This is a genomic window from Corynebacterium canis (genome assembly GCF_030408595.1).
Taxonomy (GTDB): domain Bacteria; phylum Actinomycetota; class Actinomycetes; order Mycobacteriales; family Mycobacteriaceae; genus Corynebacterium; species Corynebacterium canis.
On the sequence record NZ_CP047080.1, the window covers coordinates 1,732,484 to 1,750,820 of the forward strand.

At 61.6% G+C, this 18,337-nt stretch carries 18 protein-coding genes and 1 pseudogene; 4 read left to right on the forward strand and 15 right to left on the reverse strand.

Annotation, left to right across the window (positions count from 1 at the left end; all coding sequences use genetic code 11):
• The first annotated feature begins 2 nt into the window (after nucleotides 1–2).
• The 4 genes from CCANI_RS07605 to CCANI_RS07620 are packed head-to-tail and all read left to right on the forward strand — an operon-like array spanning nucleotide 3 to nucleotide 1,775.
• Nucleotides 3–443 (forward strand): YbjN domain-containing protein, encoded by a 441-nt coding sequence (locus tag CCANI_RS07605; RefSeq protein WP_146324829.1) that lies wholly within the window; start codon nucleotides 3–5, stop codon nucleotides 441–443.
• Nucleotides 440–850 carry a YbjN domain-containing protein gene (locus tag CCANI_RS07610; protein WP_146324831.1) on the forward strand — a complete coding sequence of 137 codons (411 nt, stop codon included), beginning with the start codon at nucleotides 440–442 and terminating at the stop codon, nucleotides 848–850. Before CCANI_RS07605 ends, CCANI_RS07610 begins: the two co-directional genes overlap by 4 nt.
• A gap of 53 nt (nucleotides 851–903) precedes the next feature.
• Nucleotides 904–1,332 (forward strand): hypothetical protein, encoded by a 429-nt coding sequence (locus CCANI_RS07615; protein WP_146324832.1) that lies wholly within the window; start codon nucleotides 904–906, stop codon nucleotides 1,330–1,332.
• Nucleotides 1,329–1,775 (forward strand): hypothetical protein, encoded by a 447-nt coding sequence (locus CCANI_RS07620; RefSeq protein ID WP_146324834.1) that lies wholly within the window; start codon nucleotides 1,329–1,331, stop codon nucleotides 1,773–1,775. Before CCANI_RS07615 ends, CCANI_RS07620 begins: the two co-directional genes overlap by 4 nt.
• Nucleotides 1,776–2,635: 860 nt before the next feature.
• Here the strand turns inward: CCANI_RS07620 and nusB are convergent.
• The 15 genes and pseudogenes from nusB to aspS form a co-directional block, all read right to left on the reverse strand.
• Nucleotides 2,636–3,292, reverse strand: a pseudogene (nusB, locus tag CCANI_RS07625) (transcription antitermination factor NusB); the annotation flags it as partial.
• Between the two features lie 11 nt (nucleotides 3,293–3,303).
• Nucleotides 3,304–3,867 carry an elongation factor P gene (gene efp, locus CCANI_RS07630; RefSeq protein ID WP_146324836.1) on the reverse strand — a complete coding sequence of 188 codons (564 nt, stop codon included), beginning with the start codon at nucleotides 3,865–3,867 and terminating at the stop codon, nucleotides 3,304–3,306.
• A 47-nt stretch (nucleotides 3,868–3,914) separates the two neighbouring features.
• The gene (locus CCANI_RS07635; RefSeq protein WP_146324838.1) at nucleotides 3,915–5,009 is read right to left on the reverse strand and encodes a M24 family metallopeptidase; all 1,095 of its coding nucleotides are present in this window, start codon (nucleotides 5,007–5,009) and stop codon (nucleotides 3,915–3,917) included.
• A 4-nt stretch (nucleotides 5,010–5,013) separates the two neighbouring features.
• Entirely contained in the window at nucleotides 5,014–5,448 is a 435-nt protein-coding gene (aroQ, locus tag CCANI_RS07640; RefSeq protein ID WP_146324840.1) for a type II 3-dehydroquinate dehydratase, read from the reverse strand.
• A 2-nt stretch (nucleotides 5,449–5,450) separates the two neighbouring features.
• The gene (gene aroB / locus CCANI_RS07645; protein WP_146324842.1) at nucleotides 5,451–6,515 is read right to left on the reverse strand and encodes a 3-dehydroquinate synthase; all 1,065 of its coding nucleotides are present in this window, start codon (nucleotides 6,513–6,515) and stop codon (nucleotides 5,451–5,453) included.
• Nucleotides 6,516–6,518: 3 nt separating this feature from the next.
• On the reverse strand, nucleotides 6,519–7,049 hold the full coding sequence (locus CCANI_RS07650) for a shikimate kinase (protein WP_146324844.1): 531 nt from the start codon (nucleotides 7,047–7,049) through the stop codon (nucleotides 6,519–6,521).
• A complete protein-coding gene (gene aroC / locus CCANI_RS07655) occupies nucleotides 7,049–8,257 on the reverse strand; it encodes a chorismate synthase (protein ID WP_146324846.1) in 1,209 nt (402 codons plus the stop codon). Before aroC ends, CCANI_RS07650 begins: the two co-directional genes overlap by 1 nt.
• Nucleotides 8,258–8,316: 59 nt before the next feature.
• Nucleotides 8,317–8,694: a prepilin peptidase gene (locus CCANI_RS07660; protein WP_146324847.1), complete on the reverse strand. Its 378-nt coding sequence runs from the start codon at nucleotides 8,692–8,694 to the stop codon at nucleotides 8,317–8,319.
• Between the two features lie 19 nt (nucleotides 8,695–8,713).
• Nucleotides 8,714–9,511 carry a shikimate dehydrogenase gene (locus tag CCANI_RS07665; protein WP_146324849.1) on the reverse strand — a complete coding sequence of 266 codons (798 nt, stop codon included), beginning with the start codon at nucleotides 9,509–9,511 and terminating at the stop codon, nucleotides 8,714–8,716.
• Nucleotides 9,508–10,668 carry an endolytic transglycosylase MltG gene (gene mltG / locus CCANI_RS07670; RefSeq protein WP_146324851.1) on the reverse strand — a complete coding sequence of 387 codons (1,161 nt, stop codon included), beginning with the start codon at nucleotides 10,666–10,668 and terminating at the stop codon, nucleotides 9,508–9,510. Before mltG ends, CCANI_RS07665 begins: the two co-directional genes overlap by 4 nt.
• Nucleotides 10,655–11,164: a Holliday junction resolvase RuvX gene (gene ruvX, locus CCANI_RS07675; RefSeq protein ID WP_146324853.1), complete on the reverse strand. Its 510-nt coding sequence runs from the start codon at nucleotides 11,162–11,164 to the stop codon at nucleotides 10,655–10,657. The genes mltG and ruvX overlap by 14 nt, the downstream gene beginning before the upstream one ends.
• A gap of 9 nt (nucleotides 11,165–11,173) precedes the next feature.
• Nucleotides 11,174–13,843 carry an alanine--tRNA ligase gene (gene alaS / locus CCANI_RS07680; RefSeq protein ID WP_146324855.1) on the reverse strand — a complete coding sequence of 890 codons (2,670 nt, stop codon included), beginning with the start codon at nucleotides 13,841–13,843 and terminating at the stop codon, nucleotides 11,174–11,176.
• Between the two features lie 70 nt (nucleotides 13,844–13,913).
• Nucleotides 13,914–15,254, reverse strand: coding sequence for a replication-associated recombination protein A (locus tag CCANI_RS07685; RefSeq protein WP_425457353.1), 1,341 nt, complete (start codon nucleotides 15,252–15,254; stop codon nucleotides 13,914–13,916).
• On the reverse strand, nucleotides 15,251–16,456 hold the full coding sequence (locus tag CCANI_RS07690; RefSeq protein ID WP_146324856.1) for a phosphotransferase: 1,206 nt from the start codon (nucleotides 16,454–16,456) through the stop codon (nucleotides 15,251–15,253). The genes CCANI_RS07685 and CCANI_RS07690 overlap by 4 nt, the downstream gene beginning before the upstream one ends.
• A 24-nt stretch (nucleotides 16,457–16,480) precedes the next feature.
• Nucleotides 16,481–18,274, reverse strand: a complete 1,794-nt coding sequence (aspS, locus tag CCANI_RS07695; RefSeq protein ID WP_146324858.1) for an aspartate--tRNA ligase — start codon at nucleotides 18,272–18,274, stop codon at nucleotides 16,481–16,483.
• Nucleotides 18,275–18,337: the final 63 nt, after the last annotated feature.

Here is an 18,337-nt window from a genome sequence, read left to right on the forward strand (position 1 = left end):
CTGTGACTGATTCTGAACCCACCGCCGTAACCCTCGATCGCGTTGCGGAAATATTCCAGGCTGAGAAGCTTGAATACATTCCCGAAGAGGAAGGTTTGCTGCGCACGGGCTTCCCTAACGCCGCAGTGAGCCTTGTCATCGAAGGCGATTATTTGCTTTTCGACGCCGCGTGGCGCGGCACCCCACCCAGCGGCGACGCCCCTATTATCCTCGGCGCCGTCAACGAGTGGAACTTGACGCAGATGATGCCAAGCCTGAGTTTCAGTGAAATCACTGAAGGTAGTCTGAATCTGCGGGCACATCGTGGTTTGTATATCGGTCACGGCGCGACGCGCAATCAAATCGGCGCGTTTGTCATGTCCGCAATCGAAAATACCCGGTCGTGTTTTCACTGGCTGGAAACTCAGTTTCCGCAGTATGTTACGTGGGAGGAAGCCGAATGATCAGCGCCGTAACCTTAGAGCGGGTGCGCAGTGCCATGCAATATTTCGGCATCGAACTCGCCCCGCATGAAGAGATCGCCACGGCGAACCTGAATGGCTACCCCGTGACCTTCGCGGTGATCGGCCGCGCGATCCTGATTGTGCGGGCGGATTGCACCACGGACGAACCCGTTGCGGATGGCAATCCCGCCAAATTCTTAGCCTGCAATCATTTCAATGCTTTTAATTTTCAATGCAAGGCGGCGATTATGGACCGCATTGAAAACATTGTGATTCGCACCGAATGCGAAATCATGGTGGCGGCCGGAATGACCGACGATCAATTGCGCGCCGCCCTTAAGGAGTCTGTGGACCACATTCTCCAAGCCCAGAAAGCAATCGCCCAACTCGCAGATTCAATGTCTTAATGCTTACCCCAAATCCTCTTTCCCGTGTCGTTGCTTGGTTAAACCGCGAAGGAATGCGGTTTGAATTGATTGGCGAAACCGTCCGCGTGCGCTCGCAACGCTGGCATGTGGATTTCTCCTACGATGCCACGCTGGACCAGCTCAAAGCGCTGTGCACGTGGGAGGGCAAACCAAGATACGAAAACCTCGACGAATTCATCACCTTTATCACCGACTGGAACTACGAACTCCTGCAGCCGACGGCAATCCTGGAAACCCCCACCCCCACCACCATGGAACTCCGCGGCCGCATTACCCTGCCCAACGCCTCCCTACTGCCGGGCACAAACATCGCGACCTTTGCCATGATGTCCTGGATCATGTGCCAACACCTCATGCTCACCGTGGAATGCTCGCTGCCCGGCGGCAAACTTGGCCTGGCCAACGCCAATCCGTTCCTGATCCAGCCCGAAACGCTGCGCCGAATGGGGCCCGCTTCATGAGGGCCATCAACCTCGCGCGGGTGGCCACCGCCTTTAAAAACATCGGCGTGGAAACGGAGCTCGATTCCAATCAGCTCAATATCATCCAGCTGCGCGTACCCATCGCCGCCTCCGTGGAATCCGGCCAACTCCTCGTCTTGGCGGCCGACTGGGACCTGGAACTTGATAACACCCCTGAGCTGCAGCGCGACCTATTCTTCCGCATCAACGATTTCCACCGCAAATACACCCGCATCAAAATCGCGATGGATACCGAGAACGAACACGCCGTCCTATCATTTTTCGACGTAATCTCCTGCCACCCCGGGCTCAGCGACAGCCTCCTCGAACTCACCCTGCAAAGCAGCCTCGGCGGATTAATCCACGCCGCCTACGAACTCAGCTCCCAAATCCCCGGCGCCGATGTCAGCCCCGCCCCCACCACCGAATGGGGCGGCGTCTAACCCCCTGCCGCGGATCCGCCCACAAGCTGCGTTGTGCCCGCTGGGTTACACCCCTCCCTCACCTGCGCCGATAGGTTGCACCGCGCCCAGTCCCCGCCTGGTCCGATAGGTTGCGCCGCGCCCAGTCCTCACCTGCGCCGCTGGTGCCGCGTGGGTTATGACTCAACCGACCTGGACACCAGCCGCAGCATTCCGAATTGCCCGCGTAAAGTTTGAACTTTTTCGAACTAGCAGGCCCGGTCAAATCTGCCTCAGGCAGATCTAACACGGCCGTGTTGCGTTCCTGCGGAAACACCGTCCCTATCGTCCCAGCGTGTCGATTCTGCCTGAGCGCGGAGAATCGTCGGCCGATTTCGGCCCTCAAGTCACCCCAGCGGCAATAAGTTATGTACCACCGCCAAGGTCGCCGATGGGTTGTGTACAACTGCTGACCTGGGCTCGTCTTTCTATTCTTCATTCGGGTCCCTTACGAAGAAATTCCGGACGAATCTGGGCCAAAAACCCCGCAGCTCGTCTTTCCATTCTTCGTTGACCACCCTAATGAAGAAAATCCGGACGATCGCAGGTCAACGGCTGCACACAACCTATCCGGCGAGCAGGGGCCGGCGGAGCTTCCCAGACGATGAGGGTCGAACTTTCGCGAAATGAACCCGTCGCCTAGTCCTGAACACAAGCGAAACCCGCCCCAAGTAACACCGAGGCGGGCACTAGGCAACCAAAAGTGATATGGATCACTTGCCGTCTTCGGTATTCTCCACCGAACTCTCTACCGGCAAGCTCTCCTGGGTTTCCGGCGCATCAACTGTGATCGGTTGGTTTTGCGCCTCTTCCTCAAGCGCAGCTTCATTTGGCTGCTCCGAAGAACCATCCCCATAAGGCTCGCCTACCGGAAACTCCTCCGAGGCCTCGTCTCCCGAAAGTTCCGCATCCATCGATTCAAGCTCGCCGGCCTCGCCCACATCAAGGACCTCGCCTTCAGCCTCAGCTTCACCAAAGGCCTCGCTCACATCAAGAGCCTCACCCTCAGCAAGGGTTTCAATTTCGGCGAGGGCTTCGGCGCGGAGTTCCTCGATGTTTCTTGCCACGGCGTCAAGAACGGCGTTGATATAGGGGGCGGCGAAGTCGGTTGAGTATTCGCTGCCGAGTTCCACGCCTTCGACCACTGCGGTTTTCACCGGCACGTCTGGGTTGAAGAGCATTTCCCACACCGCGATGCGCAGGATGGCGCGGTCGACGGCGGGGATGCGTTCAAGAAGCCAGTTGTCGGCGAGGTAACGGCTAATGGTGTCGTCGACGCGATCGAGCTCAACCGCCACCCCACCGACGATATGCTGGGTGTATTCAGCGATTGGCGCCACGGGCGGATCGGGTTGCTGCGACAATTCGATCCTGTCTTGGACGATTGCCACGGGGTCCACATCGCGAAACTCGGCCTCGAACAGGATGTCTACTGCGCGGCGGCGTGCGCGGTACCGGCTGCCGCGGCGTTTCGCAGGATCTTGCCGGGAAGTATTCACTCCGCCGCCGCCTAGTTGTTTACGCGCGAAATGTAGGAACCATCGCGGGTGTCCACCTTCAGCACATTGCCGGTTTCGATGAACAGCGGCACCTGGATTTCGGCGCCGGTTTCCAAGGTGGCGGGCTTGGTGCCACCGGTAGACCGATCGCCCTGCAAACCGGGATCCGTATGTTCGACCTTCAGTTCGACAGACACGGGGAGTTCGCAGAAGAGCGGCTCGCCCTCATGGAAGGAGACCTGCACCACGGTGTTTTCGAGGAGGAACTTGGCACCATCGCCCATCAAGTGCGGCGCAACCTCGATCTGATCGTAGGTTTTATCGTCCATAAGGACGTAGTTGGTGCCGTCGTTGTAAAGGTAGGTCATGTCGCGGCGGTCCACCGTCGCGGTTTCAACCTTGACACCAGCATTAAACGTCTTATCCACAACCTTGCCGGAGACGACGTCCTTGAGCTTGGTGCGCACGAAGGCGGGCCCTTTGCCCGGCTTGACGTGTTGGAACTCTACGATTTGTTGGAGCTTGCCCTCAAGCTTGAGCACAAGGCCGTTTTTAAAATCAGCGGTGGTTGCCACTGGGTCTTTCTCCCTACATAACAGTGGTGCAATTGAGCTCCCCAATCCTACACCACGTGGAGGTTTTTATTTATTTTGGTGATGATCTCCGGCGCCCCGTTTGTGATAATTAACGTATCTTCGATCCGCACCCCACCTTTGCCAGGTACATAGATGCCCGGTTCGATAGTCAGTGTCATACCGGGTTCGAGGGTTCCAGTGCCCGTCATCGCGGCCCACGGCGGCTCGTGAACATCCAGGCCGATTCCGTGCCCGGTGGAGTGCACGAAGTATTCGCCGTAACCCGCATCGGCGATAATGTCGCGGCAGGCGCGGTCCACATCCACCAATGCGGTGCCCGGGGTGGCGGCGTCGATGCCGGCGAGTTGCGCGGCCAAAACGATTTCGTAGATTTCGGCGGTGAAATCGGTGGTGTGGTCCATGATCAGCGTGCGCGTCATGTCCGAGTTAAAGCCGCACCCGTGCGCGCCGAAGTCGATGGTAACAAGGTCCCCGGCCGCGATGACTCGGTCGCCGGCGCCGTGGTGCGGCTTTGCGGAGTTCGGGCCGGAGGCGACGATGGTTTCAAAGCTGGGGCGTTCCGCGCCGAGTTTCCGCATGCGGTATTCAAGGTCCGTTGCGACGTCGCGTTCTGTCCGCCCAATGGCAAGCTCACCCGCCGCGAGCAACTCCTCGAAGGCGGTCGCGGCCACCTGGGCAATTTCGCGCAAGCGTTCGAGCTCTATGGGGTCCTTAATAAGGCGGATTTTCTCCACCACTTCGGTGACGGGGACGAGGGTGACGTCCTCGCCGCAGGCTTGTTGGAGGTTCTCTAGCTCCGCTACGGAAACGAAGGCCGCCTCGTAGCCGACCCGCCGGGGGCCGGTGATCTTTTTCAGCAACGCCTGGGCGCTCGGGCGTTCGATCAGCGCCTCGATATCCGGCACTTCCTCCGCGATTTGCGTGGTGTAGCGGCCGTCGGTGGCTATCGCGCAGCTGAGATCCTTGTGCACCAGCAGCGCGGCGTTCGAGCCGGAAAACCCGGACAGGTATCGAACATGTGTCAGATGGGTAATCAGCATCGAATCGATGCGTTGGCCGGCCAGGGCCGCCGCCAATGTGCGGCGGCGGGTAGCAAAACGAGTGTCCGCAAGAAGTGTCATAAACTCACTGTACCGGCTCGCTGGCGCAGAGGTACTCCAATGCCAGCAAGTAGCCCCGCACCCCCAAACCTGCGATAACGCCGCGGGCGATCGGGGAAATATAGCTGTGTTGGCGGAACGGCTCGCGGGCGTGCACATTGGAGATGTGAACCTCGATCACGCATTCCAATTCCACCAGCGCGTCGCGCAATGCTACGGAGGTGTGGGTAAAGCCGCCGGGGTTGATAATCACGGGGCAACCACGGTCCGCGGCCTCGTGCACCCATTCGATTAACTGCCCCTCGTGGTTCGATTGGAAGCAGCTCACCTCCACCCCGAGCGCCGCCGCCCGCGCCCGAATGCTGGCCTCCACATCGGCCAGGGTCGTGGAGCCATAGATCTCCGGCTGCCGCTTGCCCAACCGGTCCAGGTTCGGCCCGTTCACCACATACACATGCATGTTTAGCTGATCCGTTCGTAGGCTTCGCGGAGGGTTTCCACGCTCGGGTCCACCAGGCGGGTGGTGTCCCCCGGCCCGGTCAGCGCCACAAAGCGCAGCTTCCCTTCGCGGTTCTTCTTATCGCGCCCCATACCGACCAAAAGTTCGTCAAAGCAACCGGATTCGTAGCTGACCGGCAACCCAATGGAGCGCAGGATATTGCGATGGCGGTCCACTAACGCGGCGTCGATAAGCCCGTGAATCTCGGCGAGCTCGGCGATAAACATCATGCCCACGGCGACGGCGTTCCCGTGGCGCCAGCGAAACGCCTCCCGCAACTCAACGGAATGACCGAACGTATGGCCGTAATTAAGGATTTCCCGCAGACCGGACTCCTGCAAATCGGCGGCCACGACCCGCGCCTTTACCGCAACCGAACGTGCGATCAATTCGGGCAGGTACCCGTCCACGCGGAGGCAGGCGGCGGGGTCGGACTCGTATAAGTCCAGAATCACGGGGTCCGCAATAAAACCGGTCTTAATGATCTCCGCCGAGCCCGCGATCAGCTCTTCCACCGGCAACGTGCGTAAAAAGTCCAGGTCAATGCATACGGCGGCCGGTTCGTGGAACGCCCCCACCAGGTTTTTCCCGGCGTCGGTATTAATACCGGTCTTACCGCCCACGGCGGCGTCCACCATCGCCAAGAGGGTCGTGGGCACCTGGATCACATCGATGCCGCGCATCCAGCACGCGGCCACGAAACCCGCCAGGTCCGTCACCGCGCCTCCACCGAGCCCAATGATCACATCGCGGCGGCCCAAACCCAGCTCCCCGCAGCGATCCCATAGCTCCCCCGCCACGGCGAGGGTCTTGCCGGCCTCGGCATCCGGCACTTCCGCCGCGAACACCTTGAGCCCGCGCGCCCGCAGCGCCGCCGCCAAATTTTCCGCCGCCGCCATCAGCGGCTCCTGGTGAATGATAAGTACGTTCGTACAATCCGCCCGCACTGCCGCCACGATCTGCGGGGTCACCCCGTGTGCGATCGTGACGTCGTAGGGGGAGGCTCCGGTCACGGAGATCACGGTCATCGGTCAGGTGTCCTTTCCGGGGGTATCGCTGTGCGTTTCCAGGTAGTTGAGTACATCCGCAACCACCTGGCGGGGGGTGCGCCCATCGGTGCGAGCGCGGTACCCCGCAACTTCACGGTACAACGGCATCCGCTCTTCCAACAGCTGCCGGTACCGAGCCTCCGGATCCGCCGCCGCCAATACCGGGCGCGTGTTTTCGGCGAGCGTGCGGCGCACGCCTTCCGCCACAGACACATCCACCCACACGACGGAATGTTCGGCCAAGAGTTCGCGATTAGACGGGGTGGTTACCGCGCCGCCGCCGAGGCTCACCACGCCGCTATGGCCGAGCGCCTCCGCGACCACCGCGGCCTCCAGCTTGCGGAAGCCTTCCTCGCCGAGTTCGGTGAACGCCTCCCCGCAGGTGCGCCCGGTTGCTTCTTCGATCAGATCGTCGGTATCTACAAGGCTGGTGTTCAGGGCGTGCGCCAGCCGCCGGCCGATCGTTGTTTTCCCCGCCCCAGGGGGGCCTACCAGCACTACGCGAGGCGACATTAAAACTCCAAACGTTGTTGAACCCGGTCAAGGTAGCAATCGATATTGCATTTGGTTTCAGCGAGGCTATCCCCGCCGAATTTTTCCAGCACGGCGCGGGCGAGGACGAGCGCCACCATGGCTTCCGCCACCACGCCCGCCGCCGGCACCGCACACACGTCCGAACGCTGGTGGATCGCGGCGGCCGGGCCGCCGGTGGCCATATCCACCGTCTGCAGCGCGCGCGGCACCGTGGAAATGGGTTTCATAGCGGCGCGCACCACTAGGGACTGGCCATTGGTCATGCCGCCTTCCAGCCCGCCCGCGCGGTTGCTCAAACGTTCGATCCCGCCGCCGTCCGTGCCACGCACCATTTCATCGTGCGCCACGGAGCCGCGGCGGCGTGCGGTGGCAAAACCATCGCCGATCTCTACGCCCTTAATTGCCTGGATACCCATGACGGCGGCGGCCAATTGCGCGTCCAAACGATCCTCGCCGGACACGTGCGATCCCAGCCCGATGGGCAGCCCGTGCACCACCACTTCGACCACACCGCCGAGCGTATCCCCGGCCTTTTTCGCGGCCTCGATCTCCGCGATCATGCTAGCCTCCGCGGCCGCATCGAAAGCGCGCACCGGGGACGCATCGATGGCCTCTAGGTCCGCGAAAACCGGCAGCGGGCCCGCATAGGGCTCGGACGCGCCAATAGAGATCACGTGCGAAAGCACTTCCACGCCCAACGCCTCCCGCAGGAAGTTGCGGGCCAGGGTCGCGGCGGCGGTGCGGGCGGCGGTTTCCCGCGCTGATGCCCGCTCCAGGACGGGACGCGCCTCTTCGAACCCATATTTCAACATCCCGGCGAAATCGGCGTGCCCGGGCCGCGGACGCGTCAATTGCGCACCCCGCCCGGAGGCGAACGCCGCCGCGATTTCCGGGTCTTCCATATCAACCGGATCGGAGCTCATCAGGGTGGTCCATTTCGGCCACTCGGTATTACCGATCATGATTGCGACTGGCCCGCCGAGCGTAAACCCGTGCCGCACGCCCCCGAGCACGGTCACCTCGTCCGCTTCGAACTTCATGCGCGCGCCGCGTCCGTACCCGAGGCGGCGGCGGGCGAGTTGGGCGGAAATGTCTGCACGAGTGAGCGGCACCCCGGCCGGCATGTGCTCAACCATCGCGATGAGCGCCTGACCGTGGGATTCACCTGCTGTTGTCCATCGAAGCATGCGGTTCATTGTGTCACGAACACAGTGCCTGTTAAAACATCACCCCCCACTTCAAACGCTCACAATAGACATACCGCAAATGTGGCCGCAAGCATGCCCGGCCCATGCGCCACCGTCGGGCTTCGCGTAAGCATCCCCGCCGCCACCGTGATTATCGACGCCCCGCCCACCGCCGCGCACCACCCCAACACGCCGTGCGCCGCCACCAGCACCCCCAACGATGCTGCGAGTTTGATATCGCCACCCCCGAATCCTGGCATGAGGAAGTATATGCACGCCCATATGACCCCGCCAAGGATCCACCACGGTTCCGTCACCGCCGCCCACCCCCATACCACCAGGATCGCGGGCAGGGTAAGCACATCCGGGAGCCTTCGAAAGCACGTATCAATCCCGGCGAGGATTATGGCCCACACCACCCCTGCGGCCAAACCCAAATCCCACGCACCCCCTCGGCTATAGCACCACCGCTTCCAACGCCTTGAGCATAGCCTGCTGCGGCGCGGCCCGCCCGGTAAATTGCTCGAATTGCCCGAAAGCCTGGTGCGCCAGCATCACGTGACCGCCCACGGCCGCCACCCCGCGCCGCTGCGCCGCCTGCACCAGCGGCGTGGGCCACGGATCATAGATCACATCCAGCACGGGAGCCTGCGCGAGGGCGTCTTCCCTGCCGCGCAGCGCCGCCGAGGGCACGGTGGATACCACCACATCCGGCGCGAGCGCGGAGATATCGGTATCCAGCGGCAGCAGCGCAAAGTCCGCCTCGGGCACCAGCGGCGCGAGCTCCGTGCTTTTATCGGTGCGGTTGAGCACCGTGATCTTCCGGTACCCGGCCCGGGCTAACGCCCATAGCGCGGGACGCGCGGTACCGCCGCCGCCGACCACGACGGCGGTTGTGCCTGTCAGGGCGTCGAGAAGCCGGAGCGCCCCGGTGACGCCGTCGCAATCGGTATTATCGGCACGCCAACCTTCGCTGGTGCGTACTAATGTATTGGCGCTGCCGATGGCGCGGGCCCGGTCGCTGGCGGTATCGGCAAAGCTCAGCGCGGCAAACTTGCCCGGCATGGTCACGGAAAAACCGACGAAGCTTGACGACGCGCCGCCCACCACCGCGGGCAGTTGTTCGGCGTCGCATTCGATACGCTCGTAGTGCCAATCCGCAAGCCCGAGGGCCGCGTATCCGGCATTATGCAGGACCGGCGACAGGGAATGCTCAATCGGCTTGCCAAGGACGGCGGCCCGGTGCTGGATCATCGATTGCTATCCAATACGCCGTTGTTGATGGCCTGATCGGTATCCGCCTGGTGCTCCTCGAACGTGTTATTGAATACGGTGGTGCCGTCTTTATCGATCGTGACAAAGAACAACCAATCGCCCGGCTCCGGGTTCTCCATCGCCTCGATCGCCTCAATCGACGGCGACGCGATCGGGGTCTCCGGCAGGCCATCCTTGGCGTAGGTATTCCACGGGGTGACCTTCTGGCGGTCCTCATCGGTGGTGGCCACCTCCTGCTCCTCCACGTCGTAGTTCACGGTGGAGTCGAACTCCAAGCGCATCGGCTTGTGCAGGCGGTTCAAAATCACCCGGGCGACCTTGGCAAAATCGTTCCTCGGAGCCTCACGCTCAATGAGCGACGCCGCGGTAAGCAGCTCGTACGGGGACAGCCCGATCGCCTGCGCGCGCTCCACGATGCCGGTCTTGTTGTACGCCTTCGCGGAATCCGTGACCAGGCGGGTGAGCAGCGAAAGCGCATCATCCTCCGGGTTAATCACGTACTCGCCGGGGGAAATCAGGCCCTCCAGGCGCTTTTCATCCGCGCCGCGGGCCTCCACCTGCGGCAGCGCCCAATCCGGCACGCCCAGCTGCGCCGCCGGGGTTTCGCGGGCCACGCGCTGCAATTCCTGCGTTTGGATGCAATTTGTGCTGCCTTCCGCACAGGTTGCATCAGAAATCTGACGGAAAATACCCAGCCTTGTCTGACCGCCCACGACCTTCACATCCATCAGCGTGGCGCCGCCGTGTACATGTAGGGTGGGCACCCGATTAGCGGGGTCTAGCAGCGCGGCCACCGCGGACTCAGCGCTCATTTGCTTTTGCACCCGGTACACGCCAGGTTTCACACTAGCCGCATCGGGGTTGTTATTAGCCGCAATTTGGAAAGCGCCATTTGTTTGAACAACGTTGAGTTTCACCAATTCGGGGCCGAGTTCGGAAATGCTGGAGCCCTCGGGTATTTCCACGGTGACCTGCTCACCGTTGCCCGTACCAACGTAATCACGGGTGCTTGGTGGGTTGGTTCGCATGTACCCGATGTACACCACAGCACTGATGATTAGAATCAACGTAGCAATGAGAATTGCGATACCGCGCTGGCGGCGTTTCGCGTACGTTGGTTCCTTACGTAGCTTCATTATCGCCTTCCTGCTGTCGGAGGTATGCAGCCCTTCCATCCAGCCAAGATTGTAGGATTTCCACCGCCGCAGCCTGATCGACCACACTACGACCTTTACGAGAGTTTACGCCGGACGCCTGCAAAGCTCGGGTAGCCACAGCGGTGGTGAGTCGTTCATCACACATTCGAACGGGGAGCCCAGTGCGACGCCGAACCCGGGACGCGATATCCTTCGCGTGCCGCACACTCTTCGACCCATTGCCGCGAAGATCCCGGGGTAATCCGACCACGATCTCCACCGCATCGTATTCGTTGACCAAGTCCACGATGCGGTCGATATCGCCCTGATCCCGATCCTTAAAACCGGTCAGCCGGCGGACCGTTTCCACCGGCGTTGCCAGCACGGCGTTCCGATCAGAAACGGCCACTCCGATCCTTACCGTCCCCACATCGAGGGCTAGGCGGCGACCCAGCCCCGGATCATCTGCGCCTGGGGTATCAGCGAAAACCTTCATAGCCGCAGGCTACAGGTTCTCTAACTCGTTGACCACCGCAACAAAAGCGGCCTCTAAGCCGGAGGCGTCGTTTCCGGAGCCTTGGGCCATATCGGGTTTGCCACCCCCACGGCCACCCACGTGGCTGCCAAACACGCCCACAAGGTGGCCAGATGCCACCCCCCGGGCCACCGCTTCCTTCGTTGCACCCACCACAAACGGCACCTTGTTATCGGCACCGGGTGCCGCCAGAATCACCACACCCGCCTGGTTCCCCAACCGGGCTTTCAGATCCATGGCGATGGTGCGCAAGTCGCCAGCCGCGGTGCCCTCCGGCAACTTCGCGGTAACCACCTTCACACCGTCGATATCGCGGGCCGCACCCAAATATTCCGAGCTGCGCGCAAGAAGTTGCTGGCGCCGCAATTGGGCGATTTCCTTTTCGGCTTCCTTCAGCTTGTCCGTCAATGCCGCGATCCGATCCGGCAATTCCTCCGACGGGGCCTTGAGCGCCGTGGCCAGCCCGGCGGCAAGCGCGCGTTCCCTCGACAAGTACGCAAACGAGTCCAGCCCGGAGTACGCCTCGATGCGGCGCGCACCAGAACCGATGGAGGATTCGCCGAGCACGGCCACCGGCCCCACCTGCGAGGAATGGCTCACGTGCGTGCCGCCACAGAGTTCCATGGAGAACGGCCCGCCGATTTCCACCACGCGCACTTGGTCGCCGTAGTTTTCCCCAAACAGCGCCATCGCGCCCATCGCCTTCGCCTCATCAAGCGTGGTTTCGATGGTATTGACAGCCCAGTCATGGTCCACGGCCTGATTGGTCACGGCCTCGATGCGCTGCACTTGGTCCGGGGTGAGCGCCTGCGACCATTGGAAGTCAAAGCGCAGGTAGCCGGGTTTATTCATGGAACCGGCCTGCACCGCCGTCGGCCCAAGGATTTCGCGCAATGCGGCATGGATCAGGTGCGTTGCGGTGTGTGCCTGCCGCGCCGCGTGCCGCCATGTGGGGTCTACGGTAGCCACGACGTCGGCACCCACGGCGAGCCCGCCGGACTCCACGGTGGCCTTATGCACCCACAATTTCTTGCCAATCTTCTGCACATCGGTGACGCGCAGCAATGTATCGTCAGCGCTAATCAAACCGCGATCGCCGAGCTGGCCGCCGGACTCCGCGTACATCGGCGTGGTATCCAGGATTACCTCGACGTCCTGGCCGGCGCTGACTTCGCTGAGCCGCTGCCCATTGGCAAGCAAACCGAGCACCTTCGCGCCCGCCGCCAGCTCCGAATAACCGGTGAATTCGGTCGGGTGTTCGTCCACAAACTCGCGGTAGATGGAAAGGTCCGCGTGGCCGTGCTTCTTGGCCTGGCTGTCCGCCTTGGCGCGCGCACGCTGCTCCGCCATGAGCGCGTTAAAGCCCTCTTGATCCACGTCAAGGCCGGCTTCCGCCGCCATTTCCAGCGTCAGGTCGATGGGGAAACCGTACGTGTCATGCAGCGCGAAGGCTTGCGCACCGGCGAGTGTCGACGCCCCGGCAGCCTTTACCGAGGCAGCGGCTTCCTCGAACAAATGTGTGCCGGATTCCAGGGTGCGCAGGAAGGACTGCTCCTCCGTCACCGCGATCTGCAGGATGCGCTCCCGATGCTCCGCGATCTCCGGGTAGGACGGGGTCATGGTGTCCATAATGGTGGTCATGAACTTGCCCATCGTTTCCCCAGTTGCCCCGAGCAGGCGGGCGGAGCGGATAATGCGGCGCAGCAGGCGGCGCAGGATATAGCCACGCCCCTCATTGCCCGGGGTGACGCCATCGAGGATCAGCATCATGCCGGTGCGGGAATGGTCGGCGATCACGCGGAAACGGACATCGTTTTGCCCGCCCTTGCCGTACACGGCGCCGGTGAGCTTTTCGGCTTCATCGATCACGGGGCGCAGCAGATCCGTCTCATACACGTTGTCTACGCCCTGCAGGATGCAGGCCACGCGCTCAACACCGAGCCCGGTATCAATGTTTTTCTTGGGCAGGTCGCCGAGAATCTCAAAGTTATCTTTACCGATACCTTCCCCGCGCTCCTTTTCCATAAACACGAGGTTCCAGATTTCTAAGTATCGGGAATCGTCCACGATCGGCCCGCCCTCTTTGCCGTAGGCGGGTCCGCGGTCAAAGTAGATTTCGGAGCACGGTCCGCACGGCCCCGGCACGCCCATGGACCAGTAGTTATCGGCCATGCCCAGGCGCTGGATGCGTTCGGCGGGCAGCCCCGCCACCTCCTGCCAAATCTCGGCGGCTTCGTCATCGTCGAGGTAGACGGTAACCCAGAGTTTTTCGGGGTCAAGGCCGTAGCCGCCCTCCTCGACGGGGTTGGTCAGCAGGCTCCAAGCGTGCTGGATAGCGCCGCGTTTAAAGTATTGGCCGAAGGAGAAATTCCCGGCCATTTGGAAGAAGGTATTGTGCCGGGTGGTGATGCCCACCTCTTCAATATCCAGGGTGCGTACGCATTTCTGAATGGAAGTTGCGGTTCCGCTGGGAAACGGCGGGGTTTGTTGGCCCAAGAAGTATGGTTTGAAGGGAACCATGCCGGCGTTGACAAACAGTAGGTTTGGGTCGTCGAGGATCAGCGACGCACTGGGGACTTCTTGGTGCCCAGCGTCGACAAAGTGCTGAATAAAGCGCTCCCTGATCTCATGAGTCTGCACGGCAGTAATTCCTCGCTTTAAGTGAGCCAACAGTTTCAGCGCCTCACTTTACCTTGTGCGGGATAAATCACTATGCGCGGGAGCCTCTTACAATCCTGCGAAGCCTCCCCAAGAACTCGTACAAACGTTTCTCAGCTCCGTGCGTGGTGGGCTGATAATACACGGCATCATCCAAGACCTCAGGGAGATACCGCTGCGTGACGACGCCGCGGGGGTCGTCGTGCGGATATACGTAACCCACCGCGTTTCCCAACTGCTTTGCCCCCGCATAGTGGCCATCGCGCAAATGTGCGGGAACCGGGCCGATTTTTCCGGCACGCACATCGGCCTGCGCGGCATCGATCGCGGTGCACACGGCATTGGATTTCGGGGCGGTGGCCAGGTGGATGGTGGCCTGCGCCAGGTTCAGCCGCGCCTCCGGCATGCCGATCAATTGCACGGCCTGCGCCGCCGCCACGGCGGATTGCAGGGCGGTGGGGTCCGCCAGCCCGATATCCTCGCTGGCGTGGATCACCAGCCTGCGGGCGATAAAGCGCGGGTCCTCCCCCGCCTCGATCATGCGAGCGAGGTAGTGCAGGGCGGCGTCCACATCGGAGCCGCGTATGGACTTAATAAATGCGCTGGTGACGTCGTAGTGCTGGTCGCCGTCGCGATCGTAGCGGGCCACCGCGCGGTTCACATTGGCGCGCACCACATCGACGGTGAGTTCGCCCCCGTCTTCGACCGCCTCGGCGGCCGCCTCGATATAGGTAAGGGCGCGGCGGGCGTCCCCGCCGGACAGCGCCACCAATTGCGTAATAGCCTCCGGCGTGGCGGTGATCCGCCCGGCCAGGCCGCGCGGATCCTCCAATGCACGTTTGATCAGCGTGGTTACCGCGGCATCGTCCAAGGGGTGCAGCTGCAGCAGCAGCGAACGCGAGAGCAGCGGGGAAACCACCGAGAACGAGGGGTTTTCCGTGGTGGCCGCCACAAGCAACACGGTGCGATTCTCCACCGCCGCCAGCAACGCGTCCTGCTGGGTTTTAGAAAACCTGTGCACCTCATCGATAAATAGGACGGTGCGGTGCCCGTGCACGAGTTCGCGGCGGGCGCGGTCGATCACCGCGCGCACCTCTTTCACCCCGGAATCCAGGGCGGACAGCGCGACGAAACGATCCTCAGTATCCGAACTCATTAGCGAGGCGATGGTGGTCTTGCCGGTGCCCGGCGGACCATACAAAATCACGGAGGCTTCCCCACGCCCCTCGATCAGCCGCCGCAGCGGGGTGCCCGGCCCCAACAGGTGCTGCTGCCCCACCACCTCATCCAGGGTGCGCGGCCGCATCCGGGCCGCCAATGGGGCGTGCGCGCCGGGGTGGAAATAATCGGCTGCCTGCGGCTTTTCATCAGGAAACAGGGAATCCTGCGTCACTGCTGTGAAAGCCTATCCACCACCGCGAGCGCGAACTCCTCCACGATCGGGAATCTCGAATCCGCACCCCGAGCCGCAAAGCGGGCGAGCGCTTCGAAGGTTTCCAGCAGATCGCGGCGAGCGTCTTCCGCGTGCCGCAAAACGGCACCAAGCACGTCGAAATCTTCTTCTAACTGCGCGGTGACCAAGGCGGTTTCCTCCGCGCTGGGACCAGCCACCGCGCCGGCGACCGCCTGGCTCATCGAACCGTAGTACACGTATGCGACGCTGCCGAGGGCCCAACCGATCAATGCGGTAACGATGCGGGCCTGCAAGCGCACGTGATTCTTCACGTTCGGCCACATCGCGGATACTTCCCGCACCCACGCATCAATAAACACATCGGCTTCCTCGTCCGAAATCGGGCGCGAGGACAAATACTGCGGAAAGCCCGCCACCACGCACGCCACATCGAAGGTGGCATCGCGGAAACCGGCCCACTCGTAATCCAAGAATTGCGTACGATCCGCCAGCAGCACATTATCCGGCGACAAGTCGAACGGGGTAAAGGCACGATGCTGGCCGGAGGCAAGCCTGCGTTGCGCGTCCCGCGCAAAAGCATGCACCACATCCGGGATGCGTATGCCCGCGGATTCCAGCAGGGTAACTCCCCTGCCAATCGAACTGGTGAGCGTGGTGTCGCGGAGCTCGTGAACATCCGCCGAGGAGGGGTACCTGCCCAGCATCCGATTCAACAAAATATCAAAATGGGGCTCGCGGTGAGCAGTGCCGGCATGCATCTTCCCAATGGCTTGGCCAAGAGTCCGCAACACATGCAGCCGCCGCTGCCGATCGCCATCTTCCAACAATTCGGCGAACGTCTCCCCGTCGCCGGAATCGGAAATAACCATCATGCGGCGATCGATATCGTAGGCCAACAGGATCGGCCCAGGCCGCACATCCTCCGGCAACGAGGTGGTGAATTGGTAAGACACCACCTCCCGGATCAGCGCGGCATCATCGATGCGATCTCCCGTTGCCGGGACGTATTTGATCACCACTGAGCGTTGTTGCAACAACGGCGAGGGCGCCACCCGCGCACGCAACACGGTAGCGGTACCAGACCCTCCCAGTTGTTCGCATTCCTGCAACACCTGGGTGCCGCCGAAGCGTTGCGCCAACAACTCTTCGGCGACAGTGATGATTTCTTGAAGGGTGCGCATTGAACAGCGGCTCCTGGGACGAGGTTAGGACTCTGCCTTCTTTTTGGCGGGCTTGGCATCGATGCCCGTTTCCTTGCGCTGCTCAGGTGTGATCGCAGCCGGGGCGTCAGTCAACGGATCCACACCGCCACCCGACTTCGGGAACGCAATCACATCGCGAATCGAATCGAACCCGCCAAGCAGGGACACAATCCGATCCCACCCAAAGGCAATGCCGCCGTGCGGGGGCGCGCCAAAAGCGAACGCATCCAACAGGAAGCCAAACTTATCCTGCGCCTCCTGCTCCGTAATGCCCATAACCTTGAACACACGTTCCTGCACATCGCGGCGGTGAATACGAATCGAACCGCCACCGATCTCATTGCCATTGCACACAATGTCATACGCGTAAGCCAACGCGCCGCCCGGATCCTGGTCAAAAGTGTCCAGGCATTCCGGCTTCGGCGAAGTGAACGCATGGTGCACAGCGGTCCACGCAGAATGGCCCAACGCCACGTCGCCGGAAGCCTTAGCGTCCGCAGAAGGCTCGAACAGCGGGGCGTCGACAATCCACGTAAACGCCCAATCCCCGTCCTTGATCAAGCCAAGCTTGGCGGCAATCTCGCCGCGCGCCGCGCCCAACAACGCACGCGCACTCTTCGTCTCACCGGCGGCAAAGAAAATGCAATCCCCCGGCTTCGCGCCCACATGAGCGGCAATGCCCGCGCGCTCGGACTCCGTAATATTCTTGGCCACCGGGCCGGACAGCTCGCCATCTTCGCCCACGAGGATATACGCCAAACCCTTCGCGCCGCGCTGCTTCGCCCACTCCTGCCACGCATCCAATTGACGACGCGGCTGAGAGGCACCACCCTCCATCACAACCGCACCAACATACTCGTTTTGGAACACGCGGAACGACGTATTGGCAAAAAACTCAGTGCACTCGGTGATCTGAATATCAAAACGCAAATCCGGCTTATCCGAACCGTACAAACGCATCGCCTCGTTATAGGTCATGCGCGGGATCGGCGTGGAAATATCAAAGCCAATCAGCTTCCACAACGCCACCAAAATCTCCTCGGCCAGGGCGATCACATCGTCCTGATCCACGAAGCTCATCTCAATATCCAACTGGGTGAACTCCGGCTGGCGATCCGCCCGGAAATCCTCATCACGATAACAACGGGCAATCTGGTAGTAGCGCTCCATGCCACCCACCATCAACAGCTGCTTAAACAACTGCGGAGACTGCGGCAACGCATAAAACGTGCCCGGCTTCAACCGCGCCGGAACCAAGAAATCACGAGCACCCTCCGGGGTGGAACGCGTCAACGTCGGGGTCTCAATCTCAATAAAATCGTGAGAATCCAAGACCTGGCGCGCGGCCCGGTTCACCGCCGAACGCAACCGCAAAGCGTTGCCTTGCGCGGTGCGTCGTAAATCAAGGTAGCGGTACTTGAGGCGCGTTTCCTCGCCCACTTCGCCGCCCGCAGCGGCGTCATCAATCTGGAACGGCAACGGTGCGGACTCATTCAACACCTCAAGCGCCGCTACGTTCACCTCCACGGCACCAGACGCCAAATTCGGATTCTCCGAACCCTCCGGGCGAATCTCCACCACACCCGTGACCCTGATGCAGAACTCACTGCGCAAATGATGCGCGCGCTCCGCCACCTCATTATTACGGAACACAACCTGGGCGATACCGGAGCGGTCACGCAAATCAATAAAGATAACGCCACCATGGTCACGTCGGCGGGAAACCCAGCCGGTCAGCGTGACGGTTTCGCCTGCGGTTTCCGCACGCAGATCGCCCGCTAAATGAGTGCGCAGCACGTTCGTTGGATCCTTCCGTGAAAGGGAATATGAAAAACTCTCCGCACGATCCTACCCGGTTAC

Excerpts from the sequence above, each read along its gene's own strand:
- CCANI_RS07690 (WP_146324856.1), bottom strand. The coding sequence starts at position 16,456 with ATGCGCACCCTTCAAGAAATCATCACTGTCGCCGAAGAGTTGTTGGCG.
- CCANI_RS07665 (WP_146324849.1), bottom strand. The coding sequence starts at position 9,511 with ATGATCCAGCACCGGGCCGCCGTCCTTGGCAAGCCGATTGAGCATTCC.
- CCANI_RS07650 (WP_146324844.1), bottom strand. The coding sequence starts at position 7,049 with ATGTCGCCTCGCGTAGTGCTGGTAGGCCCCCCTGGGGCGGGGAAAACA.
- CCANI_RS07635 (WP_146324838.1), bottom strand. The coding sequence starts at position 5,009 with ATGACACTTCTTGCGGACACTCGTTTTGCTACCCGCCGCCGCACATTG.
- CCANI_RS07620 (WP_146324834.1), top strand. The coding sequence starts at position 1,329 with ATGAGGGCCATCAACCTCGCGCGGGTGGCCACCGCCTTTAAAAACATC.
- mltG (WP_146324851.1), bottom strand. The coding sequence starts at position 10,668 with ATGAAGCTACGTAAGGAACCAACGTACGCGAAACGCCGCCAGCGCGGT.
- ruvX (WP_146324853.1), bottom strand. The coding sequence starts at position 11,164 with ATGAAGGTTTTCGCTGATACCCCAGGCGCAGATGATCCGGGGCTGGGT.
- aroB (WP_146324842.1), bottom strand. The coding sequence starts at position 6,515 with ATGACCGTGATCTCCGTGACCGGAGCCTCCCCCTACGACGTCACGATC.
- aroQ (WP_146324840.1), bottom strand. The coding sequence starts at position 5,448 with ATGCATGTGTATGTGGTGAACGGGCCGAACCTGGACCGGTTGGGCAAG.
- aroC (WP_146324846.1), bottom strand. The coding sequence starts at position 8,257 with ATGCTTCGATGGACAACAGCAGGTGAATCCCACGGTCAGGCGCTCATC.
- CCANI_RS07610 (WP_146324831.1), top strand. The coding sequence starts at position 440 with ATGATCAGCGCCGTAACCTTAGAGCGGGTGCGCAGTGCCATGCAATAT.
- CCANI_RS07615 (WP_146324832.1), top strand. The coding sequence starts at position 904 with ATGCGGTTTGAATTGATTGGCGAAACCGTCCGCGTGCGCTCGCAACGC.